The organism is Chitinophagaceae bacterium (genome assembly GCA_016699815.1).
Classification (GTDB): Bacteria; Bacteroidota; Bacteroidia; order Chitinophagales; family Chitinophagaceae; genus Ferruginibacter.
This window is the reverse complement of sequence record CP065012.1, coordinates 1898702-1913715: the sequence shown is the minus strand read 5'-3', so window position 1 is coordinate 1913715 and position 15014 is coordinate 1898702. Positions and strand designations below refer to the sequence as shown.

Sequence of the window (15014 nt, the reverse complement as noted above, 5' to 3'; positions counted from 1 at the left end):
TATTTTTTAATTTTAAATAAACAACAATGAACATTACAATGTTGGCTGAAATCGGTTTTTCGCACATGGGTGGCGCAATTGGCGCAGGCCTTGCTGCAATTGGAGCCGGTATCGGTATCGGTCAAATCGGTAAAGGTGCAGTAGAAGCTATTGCCCGTCAGCCGGAAGCATCAAACGACATTCGTGGTAACATGATCCTCACCGCAGCATTCGTAGAAGGGGTTGCCCTTTTTGCTGTGATTGTAGGGTTGCTGGCTGTATTAAAAGCCTAAGCCACCAATGCATTACTGCACCCGAAGCATAGGGCAAAAGGTGCAGTAATATTTTTAAAAAGATTTAATATTGTATATATGGAACTTTTATTGCCCGCACTGGGTTTATTATTTTGGACATTAGTAGCTTTTGGCATCGTATTTTTTATTTTAAAAAAATATGCATGGTCGGCTATTTTAAAAGGACTATACGAAAGAGAACAAAATATTGCTGACAGTATTGCCACTGCCGATAAAGTAAGACAAGAAATGGCACAGCTTAAAAGCGAAAACGAAGCTTTACTGGCCACAGCCCGTGAAGAAAGAGCTGCAATGCTCAAAGAAGCCAAAGAAACAAAAGATAAAATTATTAACCAGGCAAAAGACGATGCAAAAGTACATGCGGCAAAAATTATGGCCGATGCCCAAGCTACAATTGAACAACAAAAAATGGCCGCAATTACCGACCTTAAAAATCAGGTGGGCAACCTTGTAGTGGAAGTAAGCGAAAAAGTATTGCGTAAAGAACTTTCCAATAAACCCGAATATGAATCGTATATACGCCAGTTAACTAATGAAGTGAAACTAAACTAAAAATGAGGGCGCCGATTTTATGCCGGCGTATTGAATTATGACAAATCCACGTTTAGCCACACGATATGCAAAAAGCCTTATAGGGCTTGCACAGGAAAAAAATGTATTGGAAGCAGTGATAGCCGATATGAAATTTTTCTCTTCCCTGCAAAAAACCAATCCCGATTTTACGGCTTTGCTTCGTAGCCCCATCATTAACGCCGATAAAAAAGAAAAAATAATTAACGCTATTACCGGCAACAAAGTAAGTGAACTCAGCAACTTATTTATTAGCTTATTAGTACGTAAAGGCAGGGAAGGCAACCTGCCTGAAATTGCAGAAGCTTTTATTACCCAGTATAATACCTTAAAAGGCATCCATAAAGTAAAGCTTACTACTGCAGCCCCCTTAAGCCAGCAAATTCAGCAGGAAATAATGGCTAAAATAAAAACCGAATCCGGTGTTAAAAATATAGAACTGGAAACTGGCGTTGACCATGAACTTGTAGGCGGTTTTACCCTTCAAATGGCAGATATTTATGTTGATGCAAGTATTTTAAGAGACCTGAACGATATTAAAAAGCAGTTTCTCAATAACGAATATATTCACCAGTTAAGATAATTAGTGTTTCAATTTATTTTTAAAAAGCCCGGAAAAAATCCCAGGCTTTTTTTTGGGATTGTTTTATTTATCCAAATATTTCGTTGAGTAAATTGGCAAGGTGGATACCGCCCTCCAGCAGTTGATTATTTATAACGGCAAGGTATTTATAATTGTATGCATAATTTAATTTTTGATCGGGCTCGGTAATATCTGCATAAATACCAGAAGCTACCTGGTAGCTGGCAAAAACCCAGGCTGCTAAAGTTTTGGTATTTAAGTTTTCCCTTTGTTCTTTGCTGCTAAAGTTTATGGCCCTGGCATATTCGGTATAACTTAATTGCTGAAACTCTATCAGCCCTTCGTCCCAAACCCTGTGCAGGTTTGATGAAGCGCCAAACCATTTTACTTTAACAGAATTGCCTCCCCGGTCTTCGAGCCTGCCCACATGCAGAGGTTGGTGCAGGTCGCCTATTAAATGAATTAAAAACTTGAGGTTAAATTGTTTTTGCTCAAGCGATAGATTTTTGTTGTATAATTCTGCAACCAATAGGTTTATCTTATTATAAATATTATCCTGTGTGGCCGTTTCTAAAAAATGCTTTACCGAATCGAAACTTAAGCCCGGTGATAGGTTTACATAATGCCAGGGGTCGAGGTATTTTTTGGTGGAATCACTTTTAATAAAGTCCGGCCAGTTGCTGGCCATTGCCAGGCTTTCGGTACCCAGTATTTTATTAATTTCTTTTTTGGCTTTTTTGGTTAAATAGCTTTCTGCAATTTGGCCTACAATGCGGTGGCCCAATAAACCCCATGCATTTGCCTGTAGCGGCATATATACCAATAATGAGTAGAATACAATCTTTACTGCTAATTTTTTCATGTTCAATAATTTAATTTCAACCTTGTATAAGTTCCCCAAAAAAACAATATCTTTTTGGATAATTATGTGTAAAGTTAAACTTTACACAGATAGATTAGTCCTAATTCAGGTTTAGTTATTTTTGCAATACACAAAAATATTATGGCCCAACAACAAGACGACAAAGAATTGTTACAGCAGTTTAAAAACCCTGTAACAAAAGAAAAAGCCTTTACTGCTATTGTAAAGAAATACCAGGAAAAACTGTATTGGCATATACGCCGCATGGTAGTAGATCATGAAGATGCCAACGATGTGCTTCAAAATATGTTTATTAAGGTTTGGAAAAACCTCGATAATTTTAGGGAAGACAGCCAGCTTTACACCTGGCTATACCGTATTGCTACCAATGAAAGCCTTACTTTTTTAGAGCAGGCAAAAAAGAGGAATACGATTTCATTAAGTGGTGATGCGGAAAATCATCTGGCCAATAAGCTCCAGTCTGATAAAAATTTTGATGGTAAAAAATCAGAATGGAAACTGCAGTTGGCCATACAGCAACTGCCCGAAAAACAAAGGGCCGTTTTTAATTTGCGTTATTTTAATGAAATGCCCTATGAAGAGATGAGTAAAGTGCTGGAAACCAGCGAAGGAGCCCTAAAAGCCAGCTATCACCACGCTGTAAAAAAAATTGAAGATTATATCCTAAACCGTTAAACTTTTGCCCAATAAAAGTATCTAAAAAACGATGACAGACAGAAAAGACATATTAAATGAACTTAATACAATAAGTCCGGTGGTTGCCGGTATTCCGTTTGTAAATGTATTTGTCGTGCCGCAAGGATATTTTAACCGGCTTGCCGAATCAATTTTTATTAATACAACTGAAGCCGAAAATATTGTTTACCCGGTTTTTGAAAAAGTACCGCAAGGGTATTTTGAAAACCTTTCCGGCAACATAATGGATAAAATTAAAGCGCTTGAAACCTGTGCAAAAGATGAAATACATACTCTATCCCCGGTACTGGCAAATATTGGTAATGCCAATATTTTTACTGTGCCCAATAGCTATTTTGAACATTTAGCTGCTGAACTTACCCAAAAATGTTCCGTTGTTACAGAAACAGAAATGATTTCGGCAACAGTAGTATCAATTGGCAATAAAAATCAGTTTACGGTTCCTGAAGGTTATTTTAATAAAGTAACCAATAACATAATAAGCGCTTTGCCTGCGGCAACCAAAGTTGTAAAAATGCAAGGCCATTTTAGGATACTTCGTTATGCTGCCGCTGCGGTAATTGTAGGGTTACTTGGGCTACTGGTATTTTTTAATTTGAATAAAAACCAAACTTCTGTGGTAGATAATAGTGTAATTGCCAATGCAAAAAAAATCCTTAAAAATAATAGCTTTGATGCCGAACTGGCAACGCTTGGCGCAGATGTTATTGAAAAGTACCTTTCCAATAACGGGGAAGATGTACAGGCTGCCTTAGTTGCAAACAGTGCATCGGAAAATGCAGAAAACCTGCCCGATGCCGTAGATTATTTTTTAGATGACAAAACTTTGGATGAATTTTTAAACAACCATAATTTAAACAGAAATTAATTACCCTTAACACCAGTTTTAAACTTAAGCAAATGAAAAAAATCTTACTTTCTTCAATATTTTTACTGGGAATAATATTACCCTTATTTGCCCAACCGGGGAATGACAAACAGCAAAACGACCCCAGCCAAAAAATACAGGCTTTATATATAGCCTTTATTTCAAGAGAATTAAAATTAACCGAGGCAGAAGCGCAAAAGTTTTGGCCAGTTCATACAGAGTTTGATAACGAAGTGAGGGCCGTAAAACCCGATATAAATGAGCTGGAGCGGCAACAAACTATTTTAAACATTAAGAAGAAATACCAGGAAAGGTTTATTAAAATTTTGGGCTCGGATCGCACCAATAATTTTTATAAAGTAGATGCTGAGTTCAGGAAAAAACTTGTGGAACGGTTGCAAAAAATTCGCCAGCAAAGAGCAAACGGAGGTAAACTTAAAAACAAAAAACTTAACTCCGGTACTGATTGGGAGTAAGAAATACTTGACTATTTTTTTTCATAAAACCTCACTTTTGATAGTGAGGTTTTCCTTTAGAATTTTTTCTATCCTTAACGGCCTACATAGCAAGTACAATATACTTGAAAAAAAATACTAATAAAAGTTGGCTGTAATTAATTTTCCCCTAAATTTGCTTTAGGTGTTTTTCATAGGTTAGCAACGGCCAGCTCTTTTTAGGGCAGGCCTTCTTATTTTTAAAGAGTGATATATGGCGTTTTAATATCATGATAAAACAAAAATGTCCAATGTTTTTCTGTGCCTTCTTTCCACCATTGCTGCCTTAATTCCATTGCCTTTTTTCCATTAAAATCATACTTGGCTACAAATTTATTTTTCATTTGCTGCAATTGCGGCGCTTCATCACCACCAAAAAAAATTGCCTGGTTCCCATCATCTATCCAAAATACAATATGAAATTTGGAATGTGCGCCCGAAAGTGCGTACTGTATATAACCGTCAATTGTTCCCGTATCTTCTTTAAGCAAAACTACATTAGCAGCATTTTTTAAAATAGAAAAATCCCCGGCAACGTAAGATTTGCCATTGTGCTCAAATCCATAATCCAGTTCTTTTTCAAAAACATAATAAACCGCATTAGTGAAACTAAGTATTTGCTGTTTTGTTGCAGCATCTTTCATTGTTAGGCCGCCGGAATGATCTTTGTGTAAATGGCTTAGTAAAACTTTGGTAACGTCTCCGGGTTGTATGCCATTATCTAATAAATTTTGGTGCAATTGTAACACACCATCATTATTTGTGAAACCCAGGCCCGTATCGAAAAGTAAAATATCTTTTGAGGTTACCACGCAAAAAGGCTGCACTTCTACCAGCAGGCTCCCAACCGGCCTATTTTGTATATCCTCATCCTTCTTATTAAACGGGATAAAAATTTTAGTACTGTCTATACTAAATGCGCCTTCGCTAAGTGGAAAAATTTTCATTATTACAATGCGCTAAGGTTAAAAAAAACATTTATTGCAACAGCATTTGTTATCGCAAAACCATCTGCCTGTCGGAATCTAATTTTAATAAGATAAAAATTAAAATGGTAAAAGTAATTAAAGAAGAACCGCCATAACTCATGAGTGGAAGGGTAATGCCAATAACCGGTGCCAGCCCAATGGTTACACAAATATTTACACTTACATGAAAAAACATGATAGATGCTACAGAATAGGCATAAACCCTGCTAAAAACACTTCGTTGCCTTTCTGCAATTTTAATGATACGCAAAAGCATAGTGAGGTAGAGGAGTATTACGGTAATACTGCCCATAAAACCAAAACTTTCACCCATGGAAGTAAAAATAAAATCGGTATGCTGCTCCGGCACAAAATCGCCCTGCGTTTGTGTACCTTTTAAAAACCCCTTTCCCGTAAGCCCGCCGGATCCAATGGCAATTTTAGACTGCTTTACATTATAATTTTGGCCCTGGGCCTTTTTTTGCATCTCTTTAATTTCTTCGGCGGATAAAATAATATTTTTATCTAAAAATGGGTTGTCCACTCCTACCATACTAAAAATGCGGTTGGCTTGGTAGGGTTTAAACACATGCTTAAAAACAAAAGGAATGGCTACGCCAACAAATAATGAGCAAAACAACCAGCCCAGAAGTATTACCCAAAGCAGCGAAGACCTGCGTTTTATTTGGCGCCAGTTAAAATAAATTAGCAGCGCCGCAATTATGGCAAATGCAATGAGCAATGTTTTGGTATGAAACAATAAGGAAACCACTAATAATACAGCCATCGAAATTCCAGCAATAAGATACGCAGGCGGGAGACCTTCCCGGTACATGGGAATTAAAAAGAAAAATAAATTAACGCAAGACCGGTTTCGCCCTGCAAAATTGAAAATACTGCCGGTGTAAAAGCTATTGCCGCAGCTAAGAGTTGGTTTTTGGGTTTTTTAAAATCTATTTCGGGGCGTGATAAATACTTAGCCAGCGCAAGTGCAGTAAATATTTTACACAGCTCCACCGGCTGAAGGTTCATAAAACCAAGTGGTATCCAGCTTTTGGAGCCTTTAATTTCTTTACCTATAATAAATGTGGCAATAATAAGGAGGATGCCCGTTAAATAAGAAAGGTTAGCCATTGCTGTAAAAAACTTACTATCAGTAAGTAAAATAAAAATGGCCAGTACAATACAGGCAAGAAAAAAATAAAACTGTTTGCTGTAATTTTTTTTGAACCCAAAAAAACTTTGCAGCACATCATCGCCGCTGCGGTATTCCACAGAAAAAATACATACCAGCCCAACTATTACAATAGCAGCATAAAGCCAGATCATCAGCCAATCTACCCCTTTTGATATGGAAGGAACCTGCCTGCTCATTACTTTTGTTGTTGGTTTGTGCTGTCTTCTTCTGTAGACAATTTTTTATTATCGGGTAATATTGCCTCTGGCTTTCTAATTATTACTACAGTGTCTTTCTTATTTTTTTCGTTCAAAAGTTCCTTTTTCACTTTTTCCATATCGGATTGTTTAAGTATTTCCGGTTCGTCTTCTGCTTCTAAAGTGTCTTTAATAATTTTGATGTATCCTTTTTGCAGCAGGTAAGCAGAATCACCAATATGGTCGAGTGAATCTATTCTTCTTAATTCAGAATAAATACGTGGTGGCATAAGGTTTTGGTTACTGAGTGTTTCAATACGGGCCAGCCTTGCTTTATCGGTGATGGAATCTTTTAAATATTTTTCAATCATAAAACTTACAATGGGAGCAGCATAGGTACCACCAAACCTTCCACTATTTTCCACCACACACATTATAGCAATTTTGGGATTTATCCTTGGCGCAAATGCAGCAAAAAAGGAGTGGTTGGGTTGTTTTACGCCCCTATAATAATTTTCTACTGTTCCGGTTTTTCCGCAAATTACTACGTCTTTAACTTTTGCACCGGCCCCGGTTCCTCTTTCTACCACACCTTGCATACCATCATGTACTGCTTCATAAATGCTATCGGCAATATCAATTGCCTGGTGTTTAATTTTAAACTTGTTAAGTAATCCAAATTGATCGCCGCCGGCAATGGAATCAATTACATGTGGAATTATGTACCAGCCTTTGTTGGCAATATATGCCATTTCATTTGCCACTTGTAGTGGTGTATTATCTACTTCACCCTGGCCAATACTTACCGAGCGGAAACTACAATAATTCCACCGGCCTTTTCCATAAGCTTTATCGTAATATTTTGGAGTAGGAATAAATCCTGCTTTTTCGGCAGGTATATCAACGCCCAATTTATGACCAAGGCCAAATGCATACATATACTTGTTCCACACGGTAAGGCTGCTGTCAACCGAAGGATATAAAGGGTTGTTGATTACCCTTTGCATTACGGTAGCAAAATAAGTATTGTCGGATACAGTAATGGCATTACGTAAATTAAAAGTTCCGTAATCCAGGCAACGCATGGGCCTGCCGCTGCCGCATCCATAAAAAGCGCCATGGCAGGTTACACTAAAATCAGTAGTAATTACCCCTTCATGAAGGCCCACAAGTGCCTGCAAAGTTTTAAACGTAGAGCCCGGGGAATAGGTAGCGCTCACTGCCCTGTTGAGCAAGGGTAACGCAGGGTTACGGTACAACTCCGAAAAATGTTTGCGCCTTAATGCTCCCGTAAGGTAACCCGGCGCATAAGATGGCGCCGTAACCATACAAAGTATTCCCCCGGTTTGCGGATCAATGGCAACAATGGAGCCAAGTTTGTTCTGCATAAGTTTTTCGCCCAACTGCTGCAATTCAATATCAATAGAAGAGTATAAATTTTGACCTGCAATGGGAAGCGTATCAAATTTTCCCCCTTCCAGTTTTTCGGTAAGCCTGTTTTTGTTGTCTCTTTTCCAAAACTCTATGCCCCGCTGCCCCATGAGCACTTTTTCGTAAGAGCGCTCCAGGCCCGTCATTCCGGCATAATCACCAGGCATGTAGCCTTCCTCTTTATGTTTTTTTAAAAAATTTGAATCTACTTCGGCAGTATAGCCCAAAATATTTGCAGCAGCATTGTAGGGAAACTTCCGGATGGATCTTTCCTGTAAATAAAACCCGGGGACAAAGCGGTACATACTTTCGTTGAGCATGGCCATTTTATCATCGGTGAGCATAGCTTCAAAAACCGATGGCCTTGCCCTGCCATTGCGGATAATAACTTCTACCAGTTTTTTCATGAACTGGGTAGAATCTATTTGTAAAATTTTACAGAGCAAGGCCGTATCTATGCCTTTGATTTTATTGGGCGTAATCATCAGGTCGTATATAATGGCATTTTGCAGTATAGGTTTTTTATTCCGGTCAAATACCAAACCCCTGTCGGGGTATATTACTTTACGAAATTTCCCCTGGTCGTCTGCCATTATTTTGTATTCATCAGAAAAAAGCTGGAGGTTGGCCAGCTGGGCAATAATTACCAGCATCATGCCGATAAAAACCAGCATTATAATTATTTTTCTTGATTGGTTATACACAGGTTTTTATCTTAGCTGTAACTTGAAACGAAAAATTGAAATTATTTATTTATTGTAATATAGCCAATTAACCACAGCTCTTCAAATCCATATTTTACAAAACAAATTCACCGGGAATAGAAGTAACGTTCCGCTTAATAAAAATTCAAAATTAAACAGTATTTGTTTTGAACTTTTGTTTACGGGTAAAAATTAATTCTGTAATAAGAATGAGTAAGATACTAATGGCAGTTGAAAGAACCGTTTTAACAATAAAATACCAGATATTTCCAAATTGCCAGGCCTCAAGTAAAAAAAGCCAGGCATTATGCAATAGGCTTAGCATAGCAATAAAAGTGAAATAGGCAGTAAAAGTGCCAAAACTTTTTACAGATGGCTCTTCATAAGTAAAATCTTTACCCTGCTGTGGCGATAATAAGTTTGCCAAAAAGGGTTTTATATAAGCAATTAGTACGCAAGCTGCTGCGTGAAAACCGGGATGCTGCCGAAAACTATCCATTGTAAGCCCTACAAAAAAGGCCACAAGCATCAAAGCCATTCTTGGCATTTTAAAAGGCAGCCAAATGATGAAAAGAAAATATAAATAAGGCGTAATCATTTGGTGCAGGTGTATCCTGTCCAGCACAAATACCTGTACAAAAATTAATAGGATAAACCTTACTATATATTTTACGATTCCTGTCATTATTACAAATGCTTTTTTGCTTTTTCCAGCAATTGGTTTACCGGCGCTGATTGTATGTTTGCAATTACATAAACATATTCAAGGTTATAAAAATTGACGCCAGTTTTTACCTTGATATTGAGGTTGCTCGTTCCGCTTTCTTCATAAATTTCGTTTACCCTGCCTACCAGCAAACCCCTTGGAAAAGTTGTACTCAAACCGCTTGAAATTACCGTGTCTCCTTTTGAAACCGGTGTTCCTTTAGGAATATTCTTTAATATAATTAAATTGGGTTGCCTGCCATCCCATAGCAGGGTTCCAGCTTCGCCAGATTTTTTTAGGCTGGCGCTTAACCTGCTGTCTTTATGTAAAAGGCTCATTACTACAGCATAGTTCCCACTTATATCAGTTATAATACCGGTAACAGCAAAATTAATGTCAGCGACACCCATTCCAATACTCATCTTTTTTACGTTGGGACCGGTAATTACAATAAAATTATTTTGTGCAGCCACAGAGCTGGAAACCACTTTTGCAGATAAATAGGTAATGGAACGAAACTTTTGTAGGGAATCCACCTTAAAGCTGTCAATACGGGTAACCTGCGAAGAATCGGGAAGGATAAAATTTTGTTTAAGCTGGTTTATCAGAAATTCATTGGCTTTTACCAGCGAATCGTTGGTTTTTTTCAATTGAAAATAATATTCTACCCTGTTGAATTCTTTAAAAACACTACCGGTAACCCTGTTGGTAGCTGTTAAAATTGCTGCTTTATGAAACTTACTGTACCTGCTGATGAGATAGATGCAAATCCCCTGCAAAAGCAGGAAAGTTAGCAAGTGAATATAGCGGCGTATAAATAGAAATATATTACGCACTTTGGATTAAATATTTGATGAAAAAATCCTAAGTCTGTTTGAATTAGGATTTAAAAATTTTTGGAGCAAAAACTTTTAGCGCATCACAAAAGGATACTTATCATAGTTTTTGAGTGCAATGCCCGTACCTCTTACCACGCTTTTCAACGGATCGTCTGCCACGTGTACCGGTAATTTTATTTTTGCGGTAAGTCTTTTATCGAGCCCACGCAACAAAGCGCCACCTCCGGTAATATACAATCCACGGCGGTAAATATCGGCAGCCAGCTCCGGCGGTGTTGCTTCCAGCGCTTTTAAAATAGCTTCTTCAATTTTAAAAATACTTTTATCCAATGCTTCTGCAACTTCCTGATAGCTTACCATTACCTGTTTAGGGATACCGGTTACAAGGTCACGACCATTTACGGCTATATCTTCTGGTGGGTTATCTAAGTCTTTAAGTGCAGCGCCTACTTGTATTTTAATTTGCTCTGCCGTACGTTCGCCAATTAATAAACTATGATAGCGGCGCAGGGCTTCCATAATATCTGCAGTAAATTCATCGCCGGCTACACGTATGCTTTGGTCACAAACAATACCCGCCAAAGCAATTACAGTAATACCTGTTGTGCCTCCGCCAATGTCAATAATCATGTTTCCAATAGGTTCTTCCACATCAATACCAATACCCAAAGCAGCAGCCATAGGTTCATGTAAAAGGTATACTTCTTTTGCACCGGCTTGTTCTGCGCTATCTCTTACGGCACGTTTTTCCACTTCGGTAATACTGCTGGGTATGCAAATCATCATTCGCCAGCTTGGGGCAAATAATGGTTTTTTGGGATAAACCAGTTTTATCAATTCCCTAATCATCAATTCGGCAGCATTAAAGTCGGCAATTACGCCATCTCTTAGCGGCCTTACCGTACGGATGCTTTCATGGGTTTTTTCATGCATCATTAATGCTTTTTTACCCACAGCTAGTAAGTTTTTGGGGTTGTTACGGTCCAGGGCCACAATGGAAGGTTCATTTACAACCACTTCGTCATTATGGATGATGAGGGTATTGGCGGTTCCGAGATCTATGGCAATTTCCTGAGTGAAAAAATTAAATAATCCCATGGTATTGATTGAGCAAAATTCTTTATAATTTGATTTGGCGCAAAGTTGATGCAAAATATTGGATTAACAACGGTAAAAATGTTTTTTTTACACATTCTTTTAAAACCCTTTTAATATGCAAAAGCTCTACAAATCTCTCTGTTAAAAGCTAACGATAAAAAGTGAAAATTATTTGAACTCATAACCAATATCCTGCCTAAAAAACATTCCTTCAAAATTTACCTGCTCAAGCAGGTAATTTGAATGTTCCGCAGCATCGGCTATATTGCTGCCAAAAGAGGTAGCAGCTAATACCCTTCCGCCTCTTGTATATGTTTTGCCGTTTTTATCTTCTGTGCCTGCATGAAAAATGATACTGTCGTTTGCATAAATACTATTAAGGCCGGTAATGAGTTTGCCGGTTTCAAAATTGCCGGGGTAACCACCACTTGCGGCTACTACTGTTACTGCAGTCCTTTCATCGGTTTCAATAATAATTTTATCCAGTTTTTGCTGAGCGGTGGCCAGCAAAATAGTGAGCAGGTCATTTTTAAGCCTGGGAACCACTACTTCAGTTTCGGGGTCGCCCATTCGGCAGTTATATTCAATCATGTAAGGGTTACCATTACTGATCATAAGGCCAAGAAATACAAATCCTTTATAATCCAGTTTTTCTTTTTGCAACCCTGCAAGTGTAGGCTCAATAATTTGTTTAATTACTTTTTCTTTTAAAGAGGCATCAAACCCCGGAACAGGGCTTACCGCTCCCATGCCACCGGTATTTAAGCCGGTATCATTTTGCCCTACTCTTTTATAATCTTTTGCCTCGGGCAACAGTACAAAATTTTTACCATCGGTTAAAAAGAAAACACTCATTTCAATGCCCTGCAAAAATTCTTCAATCACTACAATTTTTCCGGCATCGCCAAATTTACTGCGGTGCAACATCAGGTCAAATTCGGCCAGGGCTTCCATATGGCTTTGGCAAATTACCACGCCTTTGCCTGCGGCAAGCCCATCAGCTTTTAAAACAATGGGCAAAGAATGCTGCTTTATATATTCCACGCCATCTTCATAATTTTCAGCAGAAAATTTCTTAAATGCTGCGGTAGGGATTTTATAGTCGTTCATAAAGCGCTTTGCAAATGCTTTACTACCCTCCAATTGGGCAGCATTTTTGGCAGGCCCAATGATGTACATATTTTTAAATTCCTGTTTAGACTGTAGGAAATCAACAATGCCATGTACCAGCGGATCTTCCGGGCCCACTACTACCAAATCTATTTTATGAATGGAGCAGGCCTGGGCTATTTTTTCAAAATCGGTAACCAAAACCGGAAGGTTGATACCGCATTGAGCAGTACCAGCATTGCCCGGTGCAATAAATAATGAAGTACAAAGCGGGCTTTGGGCAATCTTCCAGGCCAGGGTATGTTCTCGGCCACCGGCGCCAATAATCAGGATATTCATTTAGATGTTTTAGATATATAGTAGTAGTGCAATTTACTTAGAGATAATCTTTTGCTCTTTATTTTTTATTCAGAATACTAATTTAAATGGATGAGTGGCATAAGTTTACGCTATAAAATATATAAAGATTACTCTTAGTAACCATAAAATTCATTACTTTGAGCAGATAAATCAATTTAATAAACCTTAATGCATTTAAAAATATATTTATGGCAGATCAAGTAAAAACCGGCAAACATCCCAAGGCATTATATATACTTTTCCTAACAGAAATGTGGGAAAGATTTGCTTATTATTTAATGGTAGGTATTTTATTATTGTATATGACCGACTCTGTTACCGGTGGCAAGGGCTTTTCCGGAAGAGTGGGAGCTGATATTGTGGGCAGTTTTATAGCCCTTGTTTATTTAACGCCTTTTATAGGCGGGTTAATTGCCGACAGGGTTTTGGGCTATACTAAATCTATTTTCCTGGGTGGGTTTTTAATGGCTGCCGGTTATATTGGCCTTTCTTTTCCAGGAGATACGGCCATGTTTATTTCGCTGGGTTTAATAATTGTGGGTAACGGCTTTTTTAAACCCAATATTTCTACATTACTGGGTAATATTTATAATAGGGAAGATTTAAAACCATTAAAAGACAATGCCTATAATATATTTTACATGGGTATTAATATAGGCGCTTTTGTATGCAATTTTGTTGCCGCTTATTTAAGAAATAACTATGGCTGGGGATGGGCTTTTGCCGCTGCCGGTATAGGATTGTTAATTGGCCTTGTGGTATTAGCTTTAAATTTAAAACATGTTAAAGAAGGCGATGTAAAGAAACCGGTTGAAAAAGAAGATATGAGCCTGGGGCAAATTTTTGGCTATGTATTTTTACCAGCTATCATTGCCGCAATTATTGGTTGGTTTATTCCAAATATGATTTTTGGCACTACTATTATGGGAACAAAAGCAAATGATGCTTTTATTTTTGCCTGCCTGCCCATTATCGCATTTTATATTTCACTTTGGGCAAAAGCAACAGGGCAGGATAAAAAAGCTATTGGTTCATTGCTTTTTATTTTTGCCATTGCCATTGCCTTTTGGACCATTTACAACCAAAACTCTACAAGCCTTACGCTTTGGGCAGAAAAGCACACCAACCGGGTTTCCACTTCTGGAGAAGGGGGAACTTTAGCCAAAATGTTTCCCAGGCAAACGGTAAGCGATACTTTGAGGATGGTAACCAAGGTAAACGAGCATTTGGTAGAGGTAAAGGATGCATCCCCGGTTACCAAAATAGAAACCCTGGTTAGCTATAATAATGAAGCAAAGCGCTTTGATACCACGGTATATGGCATAACCGCCAATGGCAATACCATTGACACCGCCAGTAAACTAGTGAAAGTAATGGGCCCCGATCCTTATTTTAATAACGTTCCCAAAGACCAATGGCCCGGAGGTAAAAGCATTAAACTTACTAATACCGAATTATTTCAATCCATAAACCCTTTATTTATTGTATTACTTACTTTGTTTTTTGTGCCTTTCTTTGATTATTTAAGAAGAAGGGGAAAAGAGCCTACTACGGCTTCTAAATTTGCCATGGCCATGTTCCTTTCCGGGCTTTCGGCGCTGGTAATGGTTTTTGCAATTATGTCTGTTCCTTCTATTTACACCCACAAAACCTCTGCAGTTTGGCTTTGGGGAACCTACTTTGTGTTTACCATTAGTGAAATTTTCTTAAGCCCGATTGGGTTATCATTTGTATCAAAACTTGCCCCCGCAAGACTCACCGCTTTAATGATGGGCGGCTGGTTTTTATCTACTTCAATAGGTGGAAAAATTGCCGGGGTAATGACAGGGTTTTGGGACGACTTTACCGACAAGAAAATTTTTTTCCTCATTTTAGTAGTAGCCGCATTTATTGGAGGAATTTTAATATTTACAAGATTAAAATCTTTAAACCAGATTGTGAGGGACAGGACCGGTTCAGCATAAAAATAAAAAATACACTTTTTTAGTAAAAGGAGTTGCAGCAATGTGGTTCCTTTTTATTTTCCTTATCTTACTA

At 38.1% G+C, this 15014-nt stretch carries 14 protein-coding genes and 1 pseudogene; 7 read left to right on the top strand and 8 right to left on the bottom strand.

Features of this window, described 5'->3' with window-relative positions; translation table 11 throughout:
- Positions 1 to 26 precede the first annotated feature (26 nt).
- The 3 genes from atpE (at position 27) to atpH (ending at position 1446) form a co-directional block, all read left to right on the top strand.
- Positions 27 to 272 (top strand): ATP synthase F0 subunit C, encoded by a 246-nt coding sequence (gene atpE, locus IPO46_08445; GenBank protein ID QQS62160.1) that lies wholly within the window; start codon positions 27 to 29, stop codon positions 270 to 272.
- A gap of 78 nt (positions 273 to 350) precedes the next feature.
- Positions 351 to 845, top strand: coding sequence for a F0F1 ATP synthase subunit B (atpF, locus tag IPO46_08440; protein QQS62159.1), 495 nt, complete (start codon positions 351 to 353; stop codon positions 843 to 845).
- A 37-nt stretch (positions 846 to 882) separates the two neighbouring features.
- On the top strand, positions 883 to 1446 hold the full coding sequence (gene atpH, locus IPO46_08435) for an ATP synthase F1 subunit delta (GenBank protein QQS62158.1): 564 nt from the start codon (positions 883 to 885) through the stop codon (positions 1444 to 1446).
- Between the two features lie 67 nt (positions 1447 to 1513).
- Here the strand turns inward: atpH and IPO46_08430 are convergent, their stop codons facing one another.
- Complete coding sequence (locus IPO46_08430; GenBank protein ID QQS62157.1) at positions 1514 to 2308, bottom strand: S1/P1 nuclease; 795 nt, start codon at positions 2306 to 2308, stop codon at positions 1514 to 1516.
- Positions 2309 to 2449: 141 nt separating this feature from the next.
- Here IPO46_08430 and IPO46_08425 point away from each other — a divergent pair, with 141 nt between their 5' ends.
- The 3 genes from IPO46_08425 to IPO46_08415 are packed head-to-tail and all read left to right on the top strand — an operon-like array spanning position 2450 to position 4369.
- The gene (locus IPO46_08425) at positions 2450 to 3004 is read left to right on the top strand and encodes an RNA polymerase sigma factor (GenBank protein QQS62156.1); all 555 of its coding nucleotides are present in this window, start codon (positions 2450 to 2452) and stop codon (positions 3002 to 3004) included.
- A gap of 31 nt (positions 3005 to 3035) precedes the next feature.
- Positions 3036 to 3893: a hypothetical protein gene (locus IPO46_08420; protein QQS62155.1), complete on the top strand. Its 858-nt coding sequence runs from the start codon at positions 3036 to 3038 to the stop codon at positions 3891 to 3893.
- A gap of 32 nt (positions 3894 to 3925) precedes the next feature.
- The gene (locus IPO46_08415; GenBank protein QQS62154.1) at positions 3926 to 4369 is read left to right on the top strand and encodes a hypothetical protein; all 444 of its coding nucleotides are present in this window, start codon (positions 3926 to 3928) and stop codon (positions 4367 to 4369) included.
- Positions 4370 to 4587: 218 nt separating this feature from the next.
- Here the strand turns inward: IPO46_08415 and IPO46_08410 are convergent, their stop codons facing one another.
- The 7 genes and pseudogenes from IPO46_08410 to purD form a co-directional block, all read right to left on the bottom strand.
- Entirely contained in the window at positions 4588 to 5334 is a 747-nt protein-coding gene (locus tag IPO46_08410) for an MBL fold metallo-hydrolase (GenBank protein QQS62153.1), read from the bottom strand.
- A gap of 49 nt (positions 5335 to 5383) precedes the next feature.
- A pseudogene (locus IPO46_08405) lies at positions 5384 to 6729 on the bottom strand (rod shape-determining protein RodA).
- On the bottom strand, positions 6729 to 8834 hold the full coding sequence (locus IPO46_08400) for a penicillin-binding protein 2 (GenBank protein ID QQS62152.1): 2106 nt from the start codon (positions 8832 to 8834) through the stop codon (positions 6729 to 6731). The pseudogene IPO46_08405 and the gene IPO46_08400 overlap by 1 nt, the downstream one beginning before the upstream one ends.
- Positions 8835 to 9015: 181 nt before the next feature.
- The gene (gene mreD / locus IPO46_08395) at positions 9016 to 9549 is read right to left on the bottom strand and encodes a rod shape-determining protein MreD (GenBank protein QQS62151.1); all 534 of its coding nucleotides are present in this window, start codon (positions 9547 to 9549) and stop codon (positions 9016 to 9018) included.
- A gap of 2 nt (positions 9550 to 9551) precedes the next feature.
- Positions 9552 to 10406: a rod shape-determining protein MreC gene (locus IPO46_08390; GenBank protein ID QQS62150.1), complete on the bottom strand. Its 855-nt coding sequence runs from the start codon at positions 10404 to 10406 to the stop codon at positions 9552 to 9554.
- A gap of 75 nt (positions 10407 to 10481) precedes the next feature.
- The gene (locus IPO46_08385; protein ID QQS62149.1) at positions 10482 to 11507 is read right to left on the bottom strand and encodes a rod shape-determining protein; all 1026 of its coding nucleotides are present in this window, start codon (positions 11505 to 11507) and stop codon (positions 10482 to 10484) included.
- Between the two features lie 168 nt (positions 11508 to 11675).
- Complete coding sequence (gene purD, locus IPO46_08380; GenBank protein QQS62148.1) at positions 11676 to 12956, bottom strand: phosphoribosylamine--glycine ligase; 1281 nt, start codon at positions 12954 to 12956, stop codon at positions 11676 to 11678.
- 209 nt (positions 12957 to 13165) lie between these two features.
- Here purD and IPO46_08375 point away from each other — a divergent pair, with 209 nt between their 5' ends.
- Positions 13166 to 14941 carry a peptide MFS transporter gene (locus tag IPO46_08375; protein QQS62147.1) on the top strand — a complete coding sequence of 592 codons (1776 nt, stop codon included), beginning with the start codon at positions 13166 to 13168 and terminating at the stop codon, positions 14939 to 14941.
- Positions 14942 to 15014 lie beyond the last annotated feature (73 nt).